18 protein-coding genes are annotated in these 18766 nt (G+C 69.1%); 12 read left to right on the forward strand and 6 right to left on the reverse strand.

The window, feature by feature from the left end; translation table 11 throughout:
- Nucleotides 1-2130 (reverse strand): CheR family methyltransferase (locus PV762_RS23940; RefSeq protein WP_421037507.1); only part of this gene is annotated, 2130 nt, incomplete at its 3' end.
- 177 nt (nucleotides 2131-2307) lie between these two features.
- Here PV762_RS23940 and dmeF point away from each other — a divergent pair.
- The 8 genes from dmeF to PV762_RS23980 all read left to right on the forward strand — a co-directional run bounded on the left by dmeF (nucleotide 2308) and on the right by PV762_RS23980 (nucleotide 7036).
- Nucleotides 2308-3288: a CDF family Co(II)/Ni(II) efflux transporter DmeF gene (dmeF, locus tag PV762_RS23945; RefSeq protein WP_421037508.1), complete on the forward strand. Its 981-nt coding sequence runs from the start codon at nucleotides 2308-2310 to the stop codon at nucleotides 3286-3288.
- A gap of 55 nt (nucleotides 3289-3343) precedes the next feature.
- The gene (locus tag PV762_RS23950) at nucleotides 3344-3484 is read left to right on the forward strand and encodes a hypothetical protein (RefSeq protein ID WP_421037509.1); all 141 of its coding nucleotides are present in this window, start codon (nucleotides 3344-3346) and stop codon (nucleotides 3482-3484) included.
- Nucleotides 3485-3685: 201 nt separating this feature from the next.
- Nucleotides 3686-3910 (forward strand): hypothetical protein, encoded by a 225-nt coding sequence (locus PV762_RS23955; protein WP_421037510.1) that lies wholly within the window; start codon nucleotides 3686-3688, stop codon nucleotides 3908-3910.
- Nucleotides 3911-4164: 254 nt separating this feature from the next.
- Entirely contained in the window at nucleotides 4165-4425 is a 261-nt protein-coding gene (locus tag PV762_RS23960) for a hypothetical protein (protein ID WP_421037511.1), read from the forward strand.
- Nucleotides 4426-4444: 19 nt separating this feature from the next.
- Nucleotides 4445-4792: a hypothetical protein gene (locus tag PV762_RS23965; protein ID WP_421037512.1), complete on the forward strand. Its 348-nt coding sequence runs from the start codon at nucleotides 4445-4447 to the stop codon at nucleotides 4790-4792.
- A 10-nt stretch (nucleotides 4793-4802) separates the two neighbouring features.
- Entirely contained in the window at nucleotides 4803-5354 is a 552-nt protein-coding gene (locus PV762_RS23970; protein ID WP_421037513.1) for a cell division protein FtsI, read from the forward strand.
- Between the two features lie 12 nt (nucleotides 5355-5366).
- Nucleotides 5367-6089 carry a flagellar basal body L-ring protein FlgH gene (locus PV762_RS23975; RefSeq protein WP_421037514.1) on the forward strand — a complete coding sequence of 241 codons (723 nt, stop codon included), beginning with the start codon at nucleotides 5367-5369 and terminating at the stop codon, nucleotides 6087-6089.
- Nucleotides 6090-6265: 176 nt separating this feature from the next.
- Nucleotides 6266-7036 (forward strand): Crp/Fnr family transcriptional regulator, encoded by a 771-nt coding sequence (locus tag PV762_RS23980; RefSeq protein WP_421037515.1) that lies wholly within the window; start codon nucleotides 6266-6268, stop codon nucleotides 7034-7036.
- Nucleotides 7037-7051: 15 nt separating this feature from the next.
- On the opposite strand, the gene PV762_RS23985 is transcribed toward PV762_RS23980, so the two are convergent.
- The 4 genes from PV762_RS23985 to PV762_RS24000 form a co-directional block, all read right to left on the reverse strand.
- Nucleotides 7052-7597, reverse strand: a complete 546-nt coding sequence (locus PV762_RS23985; protein WP_421037516.1) for a cysteine hydrolase family protein — start codon at nucleotides 7595-7597, stop codon at nucleotides 7052-7054.
- Between the two features lie 127 nt (nucleotides 7598-7724).
- Nucleotides 7725-10718, reverse strand: coding sequence for a TonB-dependent receptor (locus PV762_RS23990; RefSeq protein ID WP_421037517.1), 2994 nt, complete (start codon nucleotides 10716-10718; stop codon nucleotides 7725-7727).
- Nucleotides 10719-10726: 8 nt separating this feature from the next.
- Nucleotides 10727-11572 carry a hypothetical protein gene (locus tag PV762_RS23995; protein WP_421037518.1) on the reverse strand — a complete coding sequence of 282 codons (846 nt, stop codon included), beginning with the start codon at nucleotides 11570-11572 and terminating at the stop codon, nucleotides 10727-10729.
- 53 nt (nucleotides 11573-11625) lie between these two features.
- Nucleotides 11626-11991: a hypothetical protein gene (locus PV762_RS24000; RefSeq protein WP_421037519.1), complete on the reverse strand. Its 366-nt coding sequence runs from the start codon at nucleotides 11989-11991 to the stop codon at nucleotides 11626-11628.
- Nucleotides 11992-12726: 735 nt separating this feature from the next.
- Here PV762_RS24000 and PV762_RS24005 point away from each other — a divergent pair.
- The 4 genes from PV762_RS24005 (at nucleotide 12727) to fdhD (ending at nucleotide 18139) form a co-directional block, all read left to right on the forward strand.
- Nucleotides 12727-14397: an OFA family MFS transporter gene (locus PV762_RS24005; protein ID WP_421037520.1), complete on the forward strand. Its 1671-nt coding sequence runs from the start codon at nucleotides 12727-12729 to the stop codon at nucleotides 14395-14397.
- Nucleotides 14398-14581: 184 nt separating this feature from the next.
- Entirely contained in the window at nucleotides 14582-16942 is a 2361-nt protein-coding gene (locus PV762_RS24010) for an FdhF/YdeP family oxidoreductase (RefSeq protein WP_421037521.1), read from the forward strand.
- Nucleotides 16943-16952: 10 nt separating this feature from the next.
- A complete protein-coding gene (locus tag PV762_RS24015; RefSeq protein WP_421037522.1) occupies nucleotides 16953-17309 on the forward strand; it encodes a hypothetical protein in 357 nt (118 codons plus the stop codon).
- A complete protein-coding gene (fdhD, locus tag PV762_RS24020) occupies nucleotides 17306-18139 on the forward strand; it encodes a formate dehydrogenase accessory sulfurtransferase FdhD (RefSeq protein ID WP_421037523.1) in 834 nt (277 codons plus the stop codon). The genes PV762_RS24015 and fdhD overlap by 4 nt, the downstream gene beginning before the upstream one ends.
- Nucleotides 18140-18144: 5 nt before the next feature.
- Here the strand turns inward: fdhD and PV762_RS24025 are convergent, their stop codons facing one another.
- Nucleotides 18145-18669 (reverse strand): hypothetical protein, encoded by a 525-nt coding sequence (locus tag PV762_RS24025; RefSeq protein WP_421037524.1) that lies wholly within the window; start codon nucleotides 18667-18669, stop codon nucleotides 18145-18147.
- Nucleotides 18670-18766 lie beyond the last annotated feature (97 nt).

Consider the following 18766-nt stretch of genomic DNA (forward strand, 5'->3'; position numbering starts at 1 on the left):
CAGCGAGAGCAGCTCCTGGTTGGCCGATTCGAGTTCCTGCTTGGCGCTCTGCAGCTCTTCGTTGGCGCTCTGGAGTTCCTCGTTGGTGCTGAGCATCTCCTCGTTGGCCGTGCGCAGCTCTTCGTTGGCCGACTCGAACTCGACGACCAGCGTGCGCAGCTGCGCCTGGGTCGCCTCGAGTTCGTCGGACAGCGTGGTGACGGTGCGTTCGAGCTCGTCGACGCGCGCGCGGGCGCCGCCGGGCGAGAAGGGCGGCGTGGACAGCGCCGACGCCGCATCGGCGGCCGGCTCGTGGGGCTCGGGCGCGAGGGTGACCAGGAAATGCTGGGCGGCCTCGCCGGCCTCCAGCGGCAGCACCTCCAGCACGTAGCGCCGCTCCTTGAAGCCGATGCGTTCGCGGCGCACCGGCTGCCCGGTGCGCTTGGCCTCGACGAGCGCGGTACGGACCGGCACGTTGAGAGCCGCGTCCAGCAGGCGCGGCAGCGCGAGGGTCGCTTCGCCGCTGGCCGGCGCGATGAAGGCCGACACGTCGCCCCGGAACTGCACCACCTCGCCGCCCTGGCTGACGACGAAGCCCGGCGGCGCATAACGCGCGAGCGCGACCCGGTTGGCGGCCTCGCTGACCAGGTCCGGCGGGGGCGCCTGCGGCACGCGCGGCGCGTCGCCGTCGCTGACCCAGGGGCGCATCGCGTCGATGGGGAACAGCGGCCGGTGGCGGCGCGAGTTCGGCAGCTTGCGGTACAGGTGCGGCGCGCCGGCGTGTTCGAAGCCGTCGGCGACCGAGGCCGCCTCGGCGCGGCCCAGCAGCATGAAGCCGTCGTTGCGGCAGGCGTAGTGCAGCACCTCGAAGACATGCTGCTGCGCTTCCTTGCGCAGGTAGATCAGCATGTTGCGGCAGCTGATCAGGCCCATGCCCGAGAACGGCGCGTGCGTCAGCAGGTTGTGGCGCGCGAACACGCACATCTCGCGCAGGTCCTTGGCCACGAGGTAGCCGCCGGTGCTCGGCACGAAGGCCGTGTCGCGGAAGGCCTGCGGCACGTTCTCCAGCGCCGCGGCCGAGTACCGGCCGGCGCGGGCGGTCTCGATCGAGGCCTCGTTCAGGTCGGTGCCGAAGATCTGGACGCGGCGGTGGATGCCGTCGGAGTTCATCGCCTCCTTGAGCAGCATGGCGATCGTGTAGACCTCCTCGCCGGTCGAGCAGGCGGGCACCCAGATGCGGATCGGGTCGTGGCGCAGCGCCAGCAGCTTGGGCAGGACGACCTGGCGCAGCACGTTGACGAACTCCGCGTCGCGGAAGAACGCGGTGACGCCGATCAGCACGTCGTCGCGCAGCGCGGCGGCCTCGTAGGGATCGGTGCGCAGGAACTGCAGGTAGGCGGCCAGGTCGCGGTCCTTCTGCAGCAGCACGCGGCGCAGGAAGCGGCGGCGCAGGTTGACGTCCTTGACGTAGCCGAGGTTGACGCCGGCCTTCTGCTGGACGATGGTCAGCGCGGTCTCCAGCGCGTCGACGTCCTGCGCGACACCGCCCGAGCCGGGCAGGTCGCCTTCGTGATGCGGCTCGCCGAAGCGGCGCAGCAGCGCGGCGGGGATCTCGTCCGGGGGCAGGACCTCGTCCACCAGGCCGGTGTTGATGGCGGCCACAGGCATGCCGTCGTGTTCGGCGGTGTTGGGCGCCTGCGCCAGGATGAAGCCGCCGGTGGCCTTCAGGTCGACGATGCCGGCCGCGCCGTCCTGGCCGGTGCCCGACAGGATGACGACCGCGCCGTCGAGGTCGGGATCCTGCGCCAGCGAGGCCAGGAAGGCGTCGATCGGCAGGTGCAGGCCGGGCGTGCGGCGGGTGAGGCGGAAGTGGCCGTCCAGCGCCATGACGCCGGCGTTCTCGGGCATCACGTAGACGCGGCCGTGCTGCACCTTGGTGAGGTGCTCCAGTCGCTCCACCGGGAGCGTGGTGCGGTCCTGCAGGACCTCGGGCAGCCTGGTCTCCTCGTTGGGGTCGAGGTGGGTGATGACCAGGACCGCGAAGCCCGGTTCGTTCGGTAGCGCACCCAGGACGGTGCCGAGCGCGTCGATGCTGCCCGCCGATCCGCCGAGCACCACCACCTGCAAGGGCTTGCGCTCCTCTGTGTCCACCCAGGGTCCCATCGCTTTGGTTTGAAAACTGCGGGCGAGTCTACCCCCGTCGGATGACCCGTCCCGCGCGGGGTCTCCCGTCCGCCACCGGAAGGTCGACCGGATACTGTGGCGCTTCGTCATCCGACGCTCGCCCGCGCTCCGCCGCCCGCCATGTCTTCGTCGCGCTCACCGTCCATGTCCGCCCCCTCCGCCACACGCTGGCATCACTCGCATGTGTTCGACGAAGGCAATCCGCTTGCCGCACGCAACACGCGCTGGGCCGTACTGCTGACGGTGCTGATGATGGTCGCGGAGATCGTCGGCGGCTATGTCTTCAACTCGATGGCGCTGCTGGCCGACGGCTGGCACATGAGCTCGCACGCGGTGGCGCTGGGCGTGTCGCTGCTGGCCTACGGCGCCGCGCGTCGCTGGGCGAAAGACGGGCGCTTCGCCTTCGGCACCTGGAAGATCGAGATCCTCGGCGGCTATAGCAGCGCGCTGCTGCTGGTCGGCGTCGCGGGGCTGATGCTGTGGCAGTCGGTCGAACGGCTCATCGCGCCGACGCCCATCCACTACGACGAGGCGATCGCGGTCGCCGCGATCGGGCTGGTCGTGAACCTCGCCTGCGCGTGGCTGCTGCGCGGCGAACATCATCATGGGCATGACCACGGCCACGGCCACGGCCATGCGCACGGGCATGAGCATGCGCGCGCCGACGCGCAGGGACATGGCCACGACGACTTGAACCTCCGCGCCGCCTACGTGCATGTGCTGGCCGACGCCGCCACCTCGGTGCTGGCGATCGTGGCGCTGCTGGGCGGCCGGTGGTGGGGCGCGGATTGGCTGGACCCGGTGATGGGCATTGCCGGCGCGGTGCTGGTGGCGGTGTGGGCGCGCGGGCTGCTGCAAGACACCGGCCGCGTGCTGCTGGACGCCGAGATGGATGCGCCGGTGGTCGACGAGATCCGCGAGGTCATCGCCGCCGCGCCATGGCCGGCGACGATCGCCGACCTGCATGTGTGGCGCGTCGGTCGCGCGCAGTACGCGTGCATCGTGTCGCTGGTGACCGACAGTCCCGAGGCGCTGCCCGACGACGTCCGCAGGATGCTGTCCATCCACGAGGAACTTGTTCACGTGACCGTCGAGATCAACCGGCCCGATCGCGCGACTGTCTGATCCGCGCCGCGGCGTTCGCCGGAGCGCTTCCGGCGCGCCGCCACAATCGCGGCCCATGAAAACCAACTACCTCTTCGCCGCCATCCTGGTCAGCAGCCTGATCGGCGCCTTCGTGGCCAACCGTTCGATGAAGACCGCCTGCGCCGTGGTCTCCGGCGCCATTGCGCTCTACGCGCTGCTGCGTCAGGTGATCTGACCTGTTGCGCCCTCGCCCGCTTGCGGGAGCGGGCGAGGGGGTGAGGGCCCGCGGCGGTGGCGGGCCCATGCGGTCATCCATCAGTTCCATCAGATCGAAGTGATCAATCTGATGCGGTGGATATCCCCCCTAGTTCACCCTATGGTGGGATGGCACTCGAGCCGTCTCCCCTTGATAGTGGGAACTCATCAGGAGAGGACCATGCGACAACGATTCGCGCCGCCCGCCGGAGAGCCCGGCCATCCGTTCAGTTCGGCCATGCAGCTCATCCTGCGGCAGACGGAGGTGTTGCTGCAACGGCGCATTCCCTTCAGCCCGTCCGGCTGGCCGGTCGAGGATCCGCCCGCGCTGGTGGGCCTGGAGGTCACCGAGTCCACCTGGGACGAGTGGACCGAAGCGATGGCGCATCAGAGCCGCGGCGCATGACCTGACCCTTTTCGGCCCTCACCCTTTCGCTTTGTCGGCCCTCGCCCTTCCTGCGCGTTGACCGCCCGCGCGGGTGCCGCCCTCGCGCGAACTTGAGCCGGTGAAGCGGCGAAGACAGCCCTCAGTTCCGAGCGCTCGGTGATGCAGTTCACCGAGCCCGCGACGACCGCCGCGATCGTTGCGCTCATCGCGGCATGCCGGGAGGCGGCCGCGGCGAAGAATCCGTTCACCCCAACGAACGAGAGCGCTTCGCCATGCACGTCAAGTCCAACGCTTCTTCGTCGCCGACGGCCCACGTCGGCGCCCCCGCGTCCGCCGGCGCGGCCAAGGCTGCCAAGGCCGCCAACGGCGCGCCCGATTTCACCAGGATGCTGAACGACGCGAAGGCCGGCGCGCCGGCGTCCGCGGCGACGGCCCCGATGGCCGCGGCGCCCGCGGCGGGGACGTCGACGCCTTCGTCCGCGCTGTCGCCCACCTTGTCGCTCGACACGGCCTCGCTGGCCGCGCGCGGCTGATCGACGCCGGGAGCGTCCCGTGAGCAGCGTGCCCCTCCTGTCCAGCCTGGTCGCGCTGGCGACGTCCTCCGACGGCCCGCACGAGAGCGGCCGCGCCGCGTCGTCGGGCGGGCACCCGGGATCGTCCCGGGGCGGCGGACCCAGCCTGACGCTGGGCCCCGTGCTCGGCGTCACGGCCACCATCAGCGCCAAGGGCCTCCAGGCGCTGGCCGGCGACGCGGTGGAGGCCGTCGAGACGGTCGCCGACGTCGTCACCGACACGGTCGGGGACGTCGCCGGCGGTGTCGGGAACGTGCTCGGCAATGTCGTCGGCTACGGCGTGCTGGTGGCGCTGGGCGGCGGCGCCATCCTCGACGAGCTGGTCTGAGGGTCGGGTCATGCGCCTGCGGACGATCCTGAGGACGACCTTGATGTGGACGGCGGCCGCCGGCCTGGCCGGTTGCAGTGCGCTGAGTCCGGTGCCCGCGTGGGAACTGCTCAAGGGCGCGGGCACCGCGACCTCGACGGTGCTCGCGACCGCCGCGCCGGCGAAGGCCAGCAACACGGTCCACCACGGCGACGCGCCGGTGCGCACGCTGTGCATCGAATTCAACCGCAACGCCCCGCTGGAGGACCTGGTTCCGGCGATGCAGGCGGAGCTGAAGGGGCAGGGCGTGGACAGCCGCGTGTACGAGCCCGGCACGGGGCTGCAGCAGTGCGGGGTGTGGCTGCGCTACGTCGCGACGATCGAATGGGGCGTGCCGCCGATGGCCAGCGGCTACCGCGCCAACCTCAGCGCCGCGTCGCTGAGCCTGCACCGCGCCGACGGGACGCTGCTGTCGACCAGCAGCTACGTCGCCGAGGAGAACTTCGGCCTGGCCCGCTGGGCCGGGACGCGCAACAAGATCGCGCCGGTGGTGAAGGCGCTGATCACCGGTTTCCAGAGCTGAGGGGAGGGCATGATGTCGAAGAACAAGTCCCGTGGCGCCATGAGCGATGCCACGATGCCGCTCGCGGCCGTCCTGCTGGCCGGCTTGGGCGTGCTCGGCGGTTGCGCCGGCACGCCGCCGACGGTGGCCGGTCCGATGATGGTGACGCCGCCGCAGGCGCCGATGTACATCGAGCGGCCGAACAACGGCGCGATCTACCAGCCGACCATGTCGCCGACCTCGCTGTTCTCGGGCGAGAAGCGTCCGAGCGCGATCGGCGACACGCTGAAGGTGGACATCCAGGAGACGCTGAAGGCGAGCCAGAAGCAGACGACCGACACCAGCCGCGACAACAAGCTCGCGGTGCACGGACCGGGCGGCCAGAGCAGGATCGGCGTGGTGGAGCGGCTGCTCAACGTCGACGCGACGGCCGCGGGCAGCGACTCGTTCAAGGGCTCGGGCACGACGGAGACGGACAACAGCTTCACCACCACGGTGGCGGTGAGCGTCATCAACGTGCTGCCCAACGGCAACCTGCTGGTGGCCGGTGAGCGCAACGTGGGCCTGAACAAGGGCGTGAACACGCTGCGCTTCTCGGGGATCGTGAATCCGCGCGACATCCGCCCGGGCAACCTGGTCTCGTCGCGCGACGTGGTGAACGCGAGCCTGGAAAGCGTCGCGCAGGGCGACGTCTCGGAGGCCTCGTCGCGCAGCTGGCTGCAGCGCGTGCTGGCGAGGAGCCTGTCGATCTGGTGACGCGCCGATCGCGCGCGTCAACCCGCAAAGCGGGCCGACGCCACGGGCCTTATCGACCGATCGGGGTCGGCGGTCCGCTTCTATAACCCACGATTCGCCGCCATGGCTTTCGCGACAGTTCCGCATGAGAAGCGGAGGGCGGAGCCTTGTCCGGCGGACTCCACGAAAAGCACATCATGAGCACGAGAGGGACGCGGACGCCGCCGCACGACGGCGCACCGGACGCGACGAGCGACGACTGGCTGGCCGACGGCCAGATCCGGACGTACCGGCGCGGCCAGAAGATCATCGAGGCCGGCACGCCGCTGGCCGAGTGGATCGCGATCAGCGGCGGGGCGGCCTTTCTCGCGGCGAAGGTCGCGGCGGACACGCGCGTGGCCGTGGCGGCGCTGTGGCTGGGCGACGTGATCGGCGCGGATTCGCCGCTGGGCAAGCTGGCGGCGCGTTACGACGTGACGGCGCTGGTCGACGTGACGACCATCCACATCCCGATGCCGCGGATGAAGGACACGAACGCGCCGGACCGCGACGCTGCGACCGGCGAGCTGTACGCGGCGACGGCCTCGCGGCTGCAGGACCAGATCACGATGCGCTTGGCCGGCAACGGCTTCCAGCGCCTGATCAGCGTGCTGGCGACCTTGGCGGCGGCGCTGAGCAGCTCGCAGCGCGCGGGCACGGTGGGCAACAGCCTGGCGCTGCCGGTGTCGCAGGCCTGCATCGGGCAGTTGTCGGGGCTGTCACGCCGACAGACCTGGATCTATCTCGGGCAGCTGGCCGAGCGCGGCTGGAGCCGCACCTCGCGCACCAAGGTCACGCTGGAGGGCCTGAACGCGTGGCTGAGCCTGATGGGCGAGGTCGAGTCGCGCGGGCTCGATTGCATCGGGACGGTGGATCAGTGCGACATGACGTTGTCGCGGCTTGCCAGCGCTCGCTCGTCGTTCAAGTGATCCGAGATCGCCGGATCAGCTTGCTTTGAAGCTGATCTCCGCCGCCTTCTTCGCCTCCATCTTCGGCCCGAAGCTGTTGAGGTCGCGCAGGATCAGCGTGTGGTGGTCGATGATCTGCGGCGCCGTGAGGTCGCCGTAGGCGATCGTGGTGTGGCCGTCCTCGACCAGCGTGACGTCGTAACCGGAGCTCAACGCGCGACGCGTCGACGTGTCGACGCAGAAGTCACTCTGCGCGCCGCAAACGACCAGATGCTTCACGCCGAATCCCTTCAGCACCGCGTCCAGGTCGGTCTTGTGGAACGAATCCGGCGAGGTCTTGAACACGCGCCGGTCGACCGGCTGCGCGTGCAGGCGATCGTCGATCTGCCAGCCCTCGCTGCCGTGGCGCAGCGGCCCGTCGCCGTCTTCCTCGTGCTGGACGAACACCACCGGCGTGCCGGTGTCCCGCGCCTGCGAGATCAGGCCGTTGATGCGACCGATGACGGCGTCGACCTCGTGGCAGGCGTACTTGCCGGCGCAGAGCGCGCGTTGCAGATCGATGATGAGCAGGGCAGTGGTCATGGCGTCCGGCGGTTGTCGATGAACAATGCCGGCCAGCATAGCCGGCAGGCCACCCCCCACGCCGATCGTCACGCCCCCTGACCTTGTCCCCGCTTTGCGGTGCCGGGCTGCCTCCGCGAGCGCCGTGTCAGAACTTGTAATTCAGCACCACCCGCATCGCGCGGTTGTCGCCGCGGATGTTGTTGGGCTTGTCGAGGTTGAGGTTGTCGCCGCCCAGCCGGTTGGGCGTCGCGCCGGCCTGCGGCGCGTTGCCGATCCAGTCGTCGAAGCCGCCGTAGTTGTCGGCGTTGAGCAGGTTCAGCACGTCCAGCCGCAGCGCCACCTGGTGGATGCCGTACTTGAAGGCCTTGCCGATGCTGATGTCGATCTGCCGGAAGCTCGGCGAGTCGCCTTCGACGAGGAAACACTGCGGCGTGCCGCCGACGCAATTCGTCAGGCGCCGCGGGAAGCCGCTCGCGTAGGTGCCCTTGGCCGAGAAGGTCAGCCCCCAGGGCAGCAGCTTGTCGGTCATGAACGCGCCGACCAGCCTGTGCCGGTCCACCAGCGTGCTCGGATTCCAGCCGCGACCCGCGCGGCCGTAGGTCCAGTCGAAGGTGTCGTTGCTCCACTGCAGGTTGGTCGTCTTCGCGTCGCTGTAGGTGTAGGCCAGCGTGGCCGTCCAGCCGGACGATTCCGAGTAAGGCTTCTCCGCCTTCACGAACACCGAGTCCGTCCGCGTCCGGCCGATCGAATCCCCGAGCACCACCTGCCCGAAGCCGGGCGGCCCGCCCCACAGCGGATCGATGGACGACTGCTGCGCGAAGCCGCCGTTGGCGTCGCGGTTGCCGCTGAACCAGACGAACTGATTCTTCGCCTCGACGCGGCTCAGCGCGATCTCGCCGTTCCACGTCTTCGTGAGCGCCTGCCGCAGCCCGATGCTGAACTGGTCCGCATAGGGCATCTTCAGGTCGTTGCGGATCAGCCAGATCTCGCCGCCGGTCGCCTGGTTCTTCTGCAACTCATCGAGCGCGTGATTCGCCATCGTGCGGTCGTAGCTGCGGCCGTAGCCGCCGAAGACCACCGTGTTGCGGTTGCCGAAGACGTCATAGGAGAACCCCACCCGCGGCGCGATCGCGTTCTTGAACGCCTTGCGGGAGTTGCCGCTGCTGATGTATTGCGAGATGTCGATGCCGCCCTTGGCCAGCGACTGCGCGTAAGTCTGGCCCGCCGGCGGCACGATGCCGTAGCGCTCGCCGTCGATCGCCATCAGCGCCGCGATGCGGTCCGCCGGCGTCGCGTATGAGTTGTTCAGCATGTTGTCCTCGTAGTCCCAGCGGACGCCGAGGTTGAGCTCCAGCTTGTTGGTGACGGCCCAGTCGTCCTGCACGTACAGCCCCCACTGCTTGTTCTTGAAGCTGGCGCCCGAGGCCGCCGCCGCGCGCCGGATGTTGCACTGCGCGCTCGTGCTGCCGTTGTTGGAGACGTTGGTGCCCAGGCAGTTGGTGCCGTCCCAGTAGGGCAGGCCGGTGACGTTGTCGATCAGCACCTCGACCGCGTCGACCGAGTTGGCCGTGCCGCTGAGGTCGTAGCGCATGTCCTTGAGCTTGACGCCGCCCTTGATCACGTGGCCGTCGGCACCGGTGTAGGTCAGCTCCTCCGAGACGAAGGTGCCGCGCTGCTTGCGCCGCTGCGCATCCGGCGAGCCGCCGTCCAGGATCACGTCCTGCGAGGCCGTCAGCACCTGCGGCGATGCCGTCGAGACCTTGTAGCGGACGAGCGGCGTGTCCGACGCCGACTTCGGATTCCAGAGGTAGTCCTCGTAGCCGATGCGCGCCTCGCTGAGCCAGTCGTCGCGCGACCACTCGTGCTTCAGGTCGATGCGCGTCTCGTCGTTGCGGCGCTCCTTGTCGTTGCCGGGCAGCGAGAGGTTGCGGTCCTCGGCGATGCGGTCGGTCTCGCGTCGCAGCCGCGCGCTGAGGGTCAGGCGATGCTCGTCGTTGAGCTGCGCGTCCAGCTTGCCGAAGAACAGGTCCTCGTGGAAGGGATCGACCTGGCTGCCGCGTCGCGCCAGCAGTTCGGGCACGATGCCCGCGTTGGGCAGCTTCTCGAAGTTCTGGCCGGCGATCTGGCGCGAGTCCTCGATCCGCTTCGCATCGTAGGCGACGAAGAAATGCAGCTTGTCCTTGACGATGGGGCCGCCCACGCTGCCGCCGTACTCGTACTTTTCGGACGACGGCCGCGCGATGCCCTGGGCCTCGCGCTCCTTCTCCAGCGAGTTCTTCGAGCGCCAGTTGGTGCCGGTGCGGTCGCCGTAGAGTTCGCCGTGGAACTCGTTGGTGCCGGACTTCGTCACCGCCGTGATCGCGGCGCTGCTGACCTGGTCGAACTCGGCCTTGTAGTTCTGCGTCAGCACCTTGTATTCGGAGATGGCGGACTGCGGGAACGGGTTGCCGCGCGTGTCCGACTGGCCGCTGACGCCGCCGCGCAGGATGTTGTTCTTCTGGCCCACGCCGTCGATGAAGACGTTCAGGTGGTCGAAGTCCTGCGCGCCCGATTGCACCCGGCTCAGGCCGCTGGAATCGGTCGAGAAGGCGACGCCCGGCGCCAGGTCCGCCGCGCTGAGGAAGTTGCGCGTGTTCTGCGGCAGCGCCTCGATCATGCGCTGCGACACCACCGTGCCGACCTGTGAATCCTTGACACCTTGCCGGCTCGCGTTGCCTTCGACGGTCACGGTGCCGAGCTGGATCGCGTCCGGCGTCTCCGCCACGGGCGCAGCCCCCAGATCGAGCGCGGCGCTCTCGCCGACGGACAGGGTGATGCGTTCGGTCTTGATCGGCTTGCCGTCGGCGGCGGCGACGCTGACGACGTACTCGCCCGGCGCCAGCCCGATGAGCGCGTAGCGGCCGTCGGCGCGGGTGCTGGTGCGATAGCGGGCGCCGTTCGCGCTGTTCACCGCCGTGACGCTCAGGCCGCCGGACTGGACGCCGGCCGGCACGTTGACGAGGCCGCGCACCGTGGCGCGGCTCACCTGCGCATGCACGGACGTGAAGGCACCCGCACCCAGCGCGAGCGCCGTCGCGAAGGCGAGGGCGCTGCGGGTGGGGAAGCGGGGGCGGAGGGACGCGCGGGGCGAGGCGGACATGGGCCGCTTCATGTGGACGGCCCGGCCTTGGCGCGGCGCATCTGCTCCGCGAAGACCTGTTCCATCGCCTTCTTTTCAGGCAGCACGTACACGATGCCACCGCGCTTGCCGAAGGTCGGCCACAACGTCTGTTCGAAGAATTTCACCGGCATGTTGATGCAGCCGAAGCTGATGCGGTTGTCCTTGGGTGTCGGGGAGGCGAGCCGCTCCAACCGGCGCTCCGCGGGGTTGGTCGGGCGGACGCGATGCATCGACACGGCGGCGTCGTAATCCACCCAGAGCACGTCCTCGTGCCCGGCATTCTTGCCGGGCTGCGCGACGAAGCGGCCGGCGGGTGTGGTGCGCTCGGAAGGCTTCACCTCGGCGATGGGCCGCAAGCCGATGCCCGCGACGCTGTCGTCGCCGGCGGCGTAGCCCAGCAGCACCGGCGTGGTCGCCTGGAGCTTGCCTTCGGGACTGAACACCAGGACTTGCGCCTGCCGCTTGTCGAGGATCGCGAACGGACGTCCGTTGTGATCCCAGCCCGCCATCACCCATTGGGCGAGCTGGCGGGCCTGTCTGGAAACCTTGGTCTTGCCGAAGTCGGCCGTGCCGGTCCGCAACACTGGCGCGGGGGCGTGGACGACCGGCTGGACCGGTGCAGGGGTGTGTCGTGCCACGACGGGCGGAGCCGGCCGCAGCTGCTTCATCAGGAAAGTCGCTGCCGGCCAGGCCAGCAACGCGCCGGCCAGGCCCAGGATCAGACCCTGCGCCGCCCATCCCGCGCGTTCCCGCAGATGCTTCGGGATCCCGCCCTTCACCGGTTCCGGTGGGGGCGGATCGCTGAAGAAGTACCCGCTGGAGGCGCGCAGCATGGTGGGCTTTCAGGGAGAGATCAGATCCGGGCGTGGCGGTGTGGACTCACCGATCAGTTGCGGTCGGCGCGCGGGGCCGGCGTGCCGGCGCTGGTCGGCTCGGACGGCATCGGGTCCTGCGTGGCCGGTTGCTGGTTCTGCCACTGGTCGGTGGAAGCAGGCTGGGTCTGTTGCGACTGCGCTTCGGGCGTCGTCTGGTTCTGCTGCGTGGTCGCCTGGTTCGACTGGTCGGCCGGCGTCAGGGTCTGCTGGTCGGCCGGCATCTGCTGCTCAGTCTGCGTGGCGGGGTACTGTTCCTGCGTCGCCTGCGTCTGGGTGGACTCGGTCGTGTTCTCGACCTGCGCATACGCCAGACCCAGCACGCTGGCAAAGGCGGTCAGGGCAACGGCACCGGTCACGAGGGATTTGGTCGCGTTCATCAGTCTCTCCTTTGGGCTTGAGGGGACCGATCGGTGGAGATCGGTTAGGACCAACTTTGGACCGTGGAGGGGGCGTCGACCGTGGGTTGATGTCGCAACGGCTTGTAGGACAAGCGGCAGGTTTCAACCCGATACATCCACGTGTCCATCGGGGCAAACGGCGATCCTCGTCGCTCTCGCGCCCAAAGAAAAACCGGACGGCCCAGGTCGGGCGGTCCGGCGAAGAAGGCGCTGATGGACGCCTTCGGAGACAGGAGACCTCCGGACAATAGGCATTCACCCCGATCGCGTAAATGCCGCGACGGGCAACGCACCGTTGTGGGGACCTCAACAATCGCTCGTGGTGCCCGCCCTTTTCGATGGATCCTGGGAAGCGCCCGATCGGCAGGGGGTGGTGTGCGTTGATCGCCCATGTGACCGCTCCCACATTCGGTTACCGCCCGGCGTTGGATAGCTGCCGGCTGTCGGTTTCGTGCGATAGATGTCCGCTCGCTATGTGTGGTTGTCAAAGGATGTCAATGACTTGCGTCAAGATCGCGGCGCCGCGAGCGTTCTGCCCCAACTTTTTCAGCCCGTCACCAGAAATCGTTCTCCTAACGCTTTCTTGATGCCGAAAGGGACGGGAACGGTCGGAACAAGGGACGCGGCCGGAAGGCGTCGTTGGAGGGTTCGGCGCCGTTCGTCATCAGCGGGCCGTGTCACGGCCGCCTTTTTTGTTGTGTTTGAGGAGGACCCATGTCTACTGTGCTGACCGATCAGGGCGGCGGATCCGCCGGCGCGAGCTGGCTGGACAAGGAGCGCACCATCGCCGCTCCCGGTTTCAACCGCTGGCTGGTGCCGCCGAGCGCGCTCGCCATCCACCTGTGCATCGGGATGGCCTACGGCTTCTCGGTGTTCTGGCTGCCGCTGTCCAAGATGCTGCAGACCGCCGGGACGGGCGCCGCGTGCGGCAAGGATGTGGGCTTCCTGGCTCAGCTGTTCACCACCGGCTGCGACTGGACGGTGCTGACGCTGGGCACCATCTACATGCTGTTCTTCCTGTTCCTGGGCTGCTCCGCGGCGATCTGGGGCGGTTGGCTGGAACGCGCCGGTCCGCGCAAGGCCGGCCTGGTCTCGGCCGTGTGCTGGTGCGGCGGCATGCTGATCTCCGCCTTCGGCATCCACACCCACCAGTTCTGGCTGATGGTGCTGGGCTCCGGCGTCATCGGCGGCATCGGCCTGGGCCTGGGCTACATCTCGCCCGTGTCGACGCTGATCAAGTGGTTCCCTGACCGTCGCGGCATGGCGACCGGCATGGCCATCATGGGCTTCGGCGGCGGCGCGATGATCGGTTCGCCGCTGGCCGTCGAGCTGATGAAGCACTTCGCCACCCCGAGCGACGCCGGTGTGATGCAGACCTTCGTCGTGATGGCGCTCGTGTACTTCGTGTTCATGGTCGCCGGCGCGCTGGGCTACCGCGTGCCGCCGACCGGCTGGAAGCCTGAGGGCTGGACCCCGCCGGCCGTGCAGGCCAGCAACACCATGATCACGCAGCGCCACGTGCACGTGAAGAAGGTCTGGGGCATCCCGCAGTTCTGGCTGGTGTGGATCGTGCTGTGCATGAACGTGACCGCCGGCATCGGCGTGATCGGCATGGCCAGCCCGATGCTGCAGGAAATCTTCGGCGGCTCGCTGATCGGCGTCGAAGCCAAGTTCGCCGAACTGGACAAGACCCAGCTGGCCGCGATCGCCGGCATCGCCGGCGGCTTCACCGCGCTGTTGAGCCTGTTCAATATCGGTGGACGTTTCGTCTGGGCCTCGCTGTCCGACAAGCTTGGCCGCAAGCTGACCTACACGGTGTTCTTCGTGCTGGGCGGCCTGCTATACGCCAGCCTGCCGAGCAGCGCCGCGGCGGGCCACAAGCTGGCCTTCGTGGCGGCGGTGTGCGTGATCCTGTCGATGTACGGCGGTGGCTTCGCCACCGTGCCGGCCTACCTGGGCGACCTGTTCGGCACCCAGTTCGTCGGCGCCATCCACGGCCGTCTGCTGACCGCCTGGGCCACCGCCGGCATCCTGGGCCCGTTCATCGTGAACGGCATGCGCGACTACCAGCTGGGCCTGGGCATCCCGCGCGAGCAGGTCTACAACCAGACGATGTACATCCTGGTGGGCATGCTGGTCATCGGCTTGATCGCCAACCTGGTCATCCGTCCGGTCGCCGACAAGCACTTCATGACCGACGCCGAACTGGCCGTCGAGAAGAAGCTGGCCCATGAGAAGGCCGCCGCCGCCGAAGTGGGCAGCGGCCCGGGCGCCGGCCGCGCCACGCCGACTTTCCTGGTCGCGCTGGCCTGGCTGGCCGTGGGCATCCCGCTGGCCTGGGGCATCTATCGCACGCTGCTGAGCGCCGCGAAGTTCTTCAGCTGATCACCCTCAGTACGCGGCGTTGTTGACCAGCGTCGATACTGAGCATCACGATGGCAGACCTCGGTCTGCCATTCTTCCTTCTTAGCGAGGGGCGGGCCCAGCGCCGGGCCGCCCCAAACCGGCCCGCCATCCCCCCGGGGGGTGGTCTGGACGGGCCGCAGGCACGAGCACACCGGGGGTACACATGAGCGACCAGAAGATCCATTTCTACAAGGGCCCGGCCGGCGGCTGGGGCGCGCTGAAGAGCGTCGCAAAGCACCTGCAGGCGCAAGGCGTTGCGGTGAAGGGCGCCAAGACGCTGCTGTCGGCCAACCAGGCCGACGGCTTCGATTGCCCCGGCTGCGCCTGGCCTGATCGGGATCACCGCTCGACCTTCGAGTTCTGCGAGAACGGCGCCAAGGCGATCGCCGCCGAGGCGACCGCGCACCGCGCCACGGCCGAAGTGCTGGGCGGACACACCGTCAGCGAGCTGGCGGAATGGTCCGACTTCGACCTCGAGAACATGGGCCGCATCACCGAGCCGCTGGTCTACGACCGCGCCACGGACCGCTACAAGCCGATCGCCTGGGCCGACGCCTTCGAGCTGATCGCCGCGCGCCTGAACGCGCTGCAGAGCCCCAACGAGGCGATGTTCTACACCTCGGGCCGCGCCAGCAACGAGGCCGCGTTCCTGTACCAGCTGTTCGTGCGCGAGTTCGGCACCAACAACTTCCCCGACTGCTCGAACATGTGCCACGAGCCCAGCGGCCAGGGCCTGAAGCCGACCATCGGCATCGGCAAGGGCACGGTGACGCTGCACGACTTCGAGCAGGCGGACGCGATCTTCATCATGGGCCAGAACCCTGGCACCAATCACCCGCGCATGCTGGGCGAGCTGCGCGAAGCGTCCAAGCGCGGCTGCAAGATCGTCAGCTTCAACCCGCTGCGCGAGCGCGGCCTGGAGCGCTTCGCCGATCCGCAGGACAAGATGGAGATGGCGACGCTGGGCAGCACGCCGATCTCGACCCACTACTTCCAGCTGCGCATCGGCGGCGACATGGCCGTGATGAAGGCGCTGTGCAAGCGCGTCTTCGAGCTCGACGACGCGGCGGTGGCCGCCGGCGGCGAGCGCGTGCTGGACCTGGGCTTCATCGCCGAGCACACGAACGGCATCGAGGCATTCGAGGCCAGCATCCGGGCTGAAAGCTGGGAAGCGCTGGAGGCCGAATCCGGCCTGTCGCAGGAGCAGCTCTGCGCCGCCGGCGACCTGTACGCGCAGTCCAAGCGCGTGATCATCTGCTGGGGCATGGGCATCACCCAGCACCAGCACTCGGTCGCCACGATCCAGCACATCGCGGCGCTGCTGATGCTGCGCGGCAACCTGGGCCGCGAAGGCGCGGGCGCCTGCCCGGTGCGCGGCCACTCCAACGTGCAGGGCGACCGCACCATGGGCATCTACGAGAAGCCGCCCAAGGCGCTGCTGGACCGCCTCGGCCAGGTGTTCGGCTTCGAGCCGCCGCGCGAGAACGGCTACGGCACCGTCGAATCCATCCAGGCGATGCTCGACGGCAAGGGCAAGGTGTTCTTCGCGCTGGGCGGCAACTTCGCCTCGGCGACGCCGGACACGATCGCGACCTGGAAGGCGCTGCGCAACACCGACCTGACCGTCCACGTGACGACCAAGTTCAACCGCAGCCACACCATCCACGGCAAGGAAGCGCTGGTGCTCCCGTGCCTGGGCCGCACCGAGATCGACATGCAGGCCGCCGGCCCGCAGGGCGTGACGGTGGAAGACTCGATGAGCATGGTGCACATCTCCAGCGGCATGAACGCGCCGGCGTCGGAGCACCTGCTGTCGGAGCCCATGATCGTGGCGCGCCTGGCGGCCGCGACGCTGAAGGGCCGCTCCAAGACGCCGTGGCTGTGGCTGGTCGAGGACTACTCGCGCATCCGCGACAAGATCGAGGAAGTCTTCGACGACTTCGCCGGCTTCAACGAGAAGATCAAGGTGCCGGGCGGCTTCCGCCTGCGCAACACCGCATCGGAGCGGGTCTGGAACACGCCGACCGGCAAGGCCAACTTCATCACCTACGCGCTGCCCACGGACACGCCGCTGCATCAGGCGCGCGCGCGGCTGCGCGGCGACGAGAAGACGGTGGTGTTCAACCTGGCGACGGTGCGATCGCACGACCAGTACAACACGACGATCTACGGCAATGACGACCGCTACCGCGGCGTGTGGGGCCATCGCCGCGTGGTGTTCATCAACAAGGAAGACCTGAAGACCATCGGCATGAAGGCCGGCGAGTGGGTCGACATCACCAGCGTCTACAGCGACGGCGACACGCGTCGGGCCGAGAAGTTCGTGCTGATCGAGTACGACATCCCGCGCGGCTGCCTGGCCAGCTACTTCCCGGAGACCAACGCGCTGGTGCCGCTGAGCAGCGTGTCCATCGGCGCGGGCACGCCGACGTCGAAGTCCATCCCGGTGGTGCTGACGCTGCGCACGCAGGACGCGCCGCTGCCGCAGGACCAGGCCAGGTCGGTGGCCGGGGCGAGCGCCTGAGGCAGCTCCGATGAACCGCGACGACGCGCCCGGCGCCGACGTCCGCGACGCTCCGGACCGCGAGGTCGACGTGGAGATCGAGGACGAGGGCGACATGGCCGCGCAGGCGCGTTTTGCCTTGGAGACGCTGGCGGAGCTGGACGGCGGCAACGGCGTCTCGCTGCCGCGGCTGGCCAAGCGGACGGGGCTGCGTGTCAGCGTGCTGCTGCGGCTCTACACGCTGATGAGCGATGCGCGCGTCGGCGACGCGCAGGGGCCCGGCTGGGTCGGCCTGCGCGTGGATGACGACGGCCGGTGGATCGCCCGCATCACGCCCGCGGGTCGAGGAGACGGTGCGGACGACGGTCACGCGGAGCCGGCGCCATGAGTGACGCTTGCATGCTCTCCGACGACGACGCCCCGCTGCCTTCCGCGCTGATCGCGGTGCGGCCGGAGCGGCTCGGCGCCGCGCGCGCGGCGGACGAGGAGTTCGTCGCCGAGGAAGTGCCGATCGCGCTCGAGTACAACGGGCTCTCGCACGCGGTGATGCTGGCGACGCCGCTGGATCTGGAGGACTTCGCGCTCGGCTTCTCGCTGACCGAAGGACTGCTGGCCTCGCCGGCGGATCTGCTCGATGTCGAAGTGCGCACGCGGCCCAACGGCGTCGCCCTGCAGCTGCGCGTCACGGCGCGCTGCGAAGCGCTGTTGAAGGAACGTCGCCGCAGCATGGCGGGCCGCACGGGCTGCGGGCTCTGCGGCACGGACAACCTCGACCAGGTGTTCCGCGTGCCGGATCGACCGGTGCCGCCGTTGCCCGCGGCGCTCGCCGATGCCGGAGCCCTCGTGCCCGCGCTGTCGCGCGCGATGCGCGAGCTCGCCGCGGCACAGCCGCTGCAGCAGCGTACCGGCGGCATCCACGCCGCCGCCTGGTGCCATCCGGACGGCAGCGTCGTCCTCGCTCGCGAAGACGTCGGCCGCCACAACGCGCTCGACAAGCTGATCGGCGCCATGGCCAAGGCCGGCATCGACGCCTCGCAAGGCTTCGCCGCCGTGACCAGCCGCGCCAGCTTCGAGATGGTCCAGAAGGCCGCCATCGCCGGCATGCCGATGCTGGCCGCTGTCAGCGCGCCCACGCATCTGGCGATCCGCACGGCACAGTCCTGCGGACTGCGGCTCGCGGGCTTCGTCCGCGAAGGTCGTGCGACGCTCTACGCCTGAGCGTCTCAGAACTTGCAGCCCATGCCCACCTGGGCCATCACATCGATTTGAGCCGATCCGTCACCCTTTCGACTGAGCTTCGACGGCATGCGGAACCGCGCGGCGCACTCGGTAGCCTCCAGTCCCAACCCGCGCAGCATCTGTTTCGGACCCGCCATGCCGATGCTCAACGCGTGATGCGCGCGCTTGGGCGGGGGACCGATGGACACGCCTTCACGCGGGAGTTCGACGACCTGGATGTCCAGGCCGCGATTGAGCATCACGTTGGATCGCGAACCGTCGGGCGCGCGGGTCGAGATCGTCCGAAGGCGTGACCGCAGTACGGACAGCGAGGCCTGCAGCGCAAGCGGCTGTCGAGCAGGGTCTGCCTGCGCGGCCGTTTCCTGTGCCGCCGCTGGCGCGGATGCCGCAGGCGACGGATCCGCAGTCGATGGCGCCGCCGCAGCCACGCCCGCGATCGCGAGCGTCGTGGCGACGCCGACGACCCTCCGCCAACTCCTCTTTGAGGCGTGCCCCATGTGGTCCTCCAAGCTCCAACCCGCGAGACACCACGGTGCGCGCGGGTGCTGAAGCGCGGCTGAAGGCGGGATGAGGACTTTCCCCCGTGGGCATGGGGGATGCGGGGCC

This window comes from Mitsuaria sp. CC2 (assembly GCF_048957715.1).
In the GTDB taxonomy this organism is placed as follows: Bacteria; Pseudomonadota; Gammaproteobacteria; order Burkholderiales; family Burkholderiaceae_C; genus Roseateles.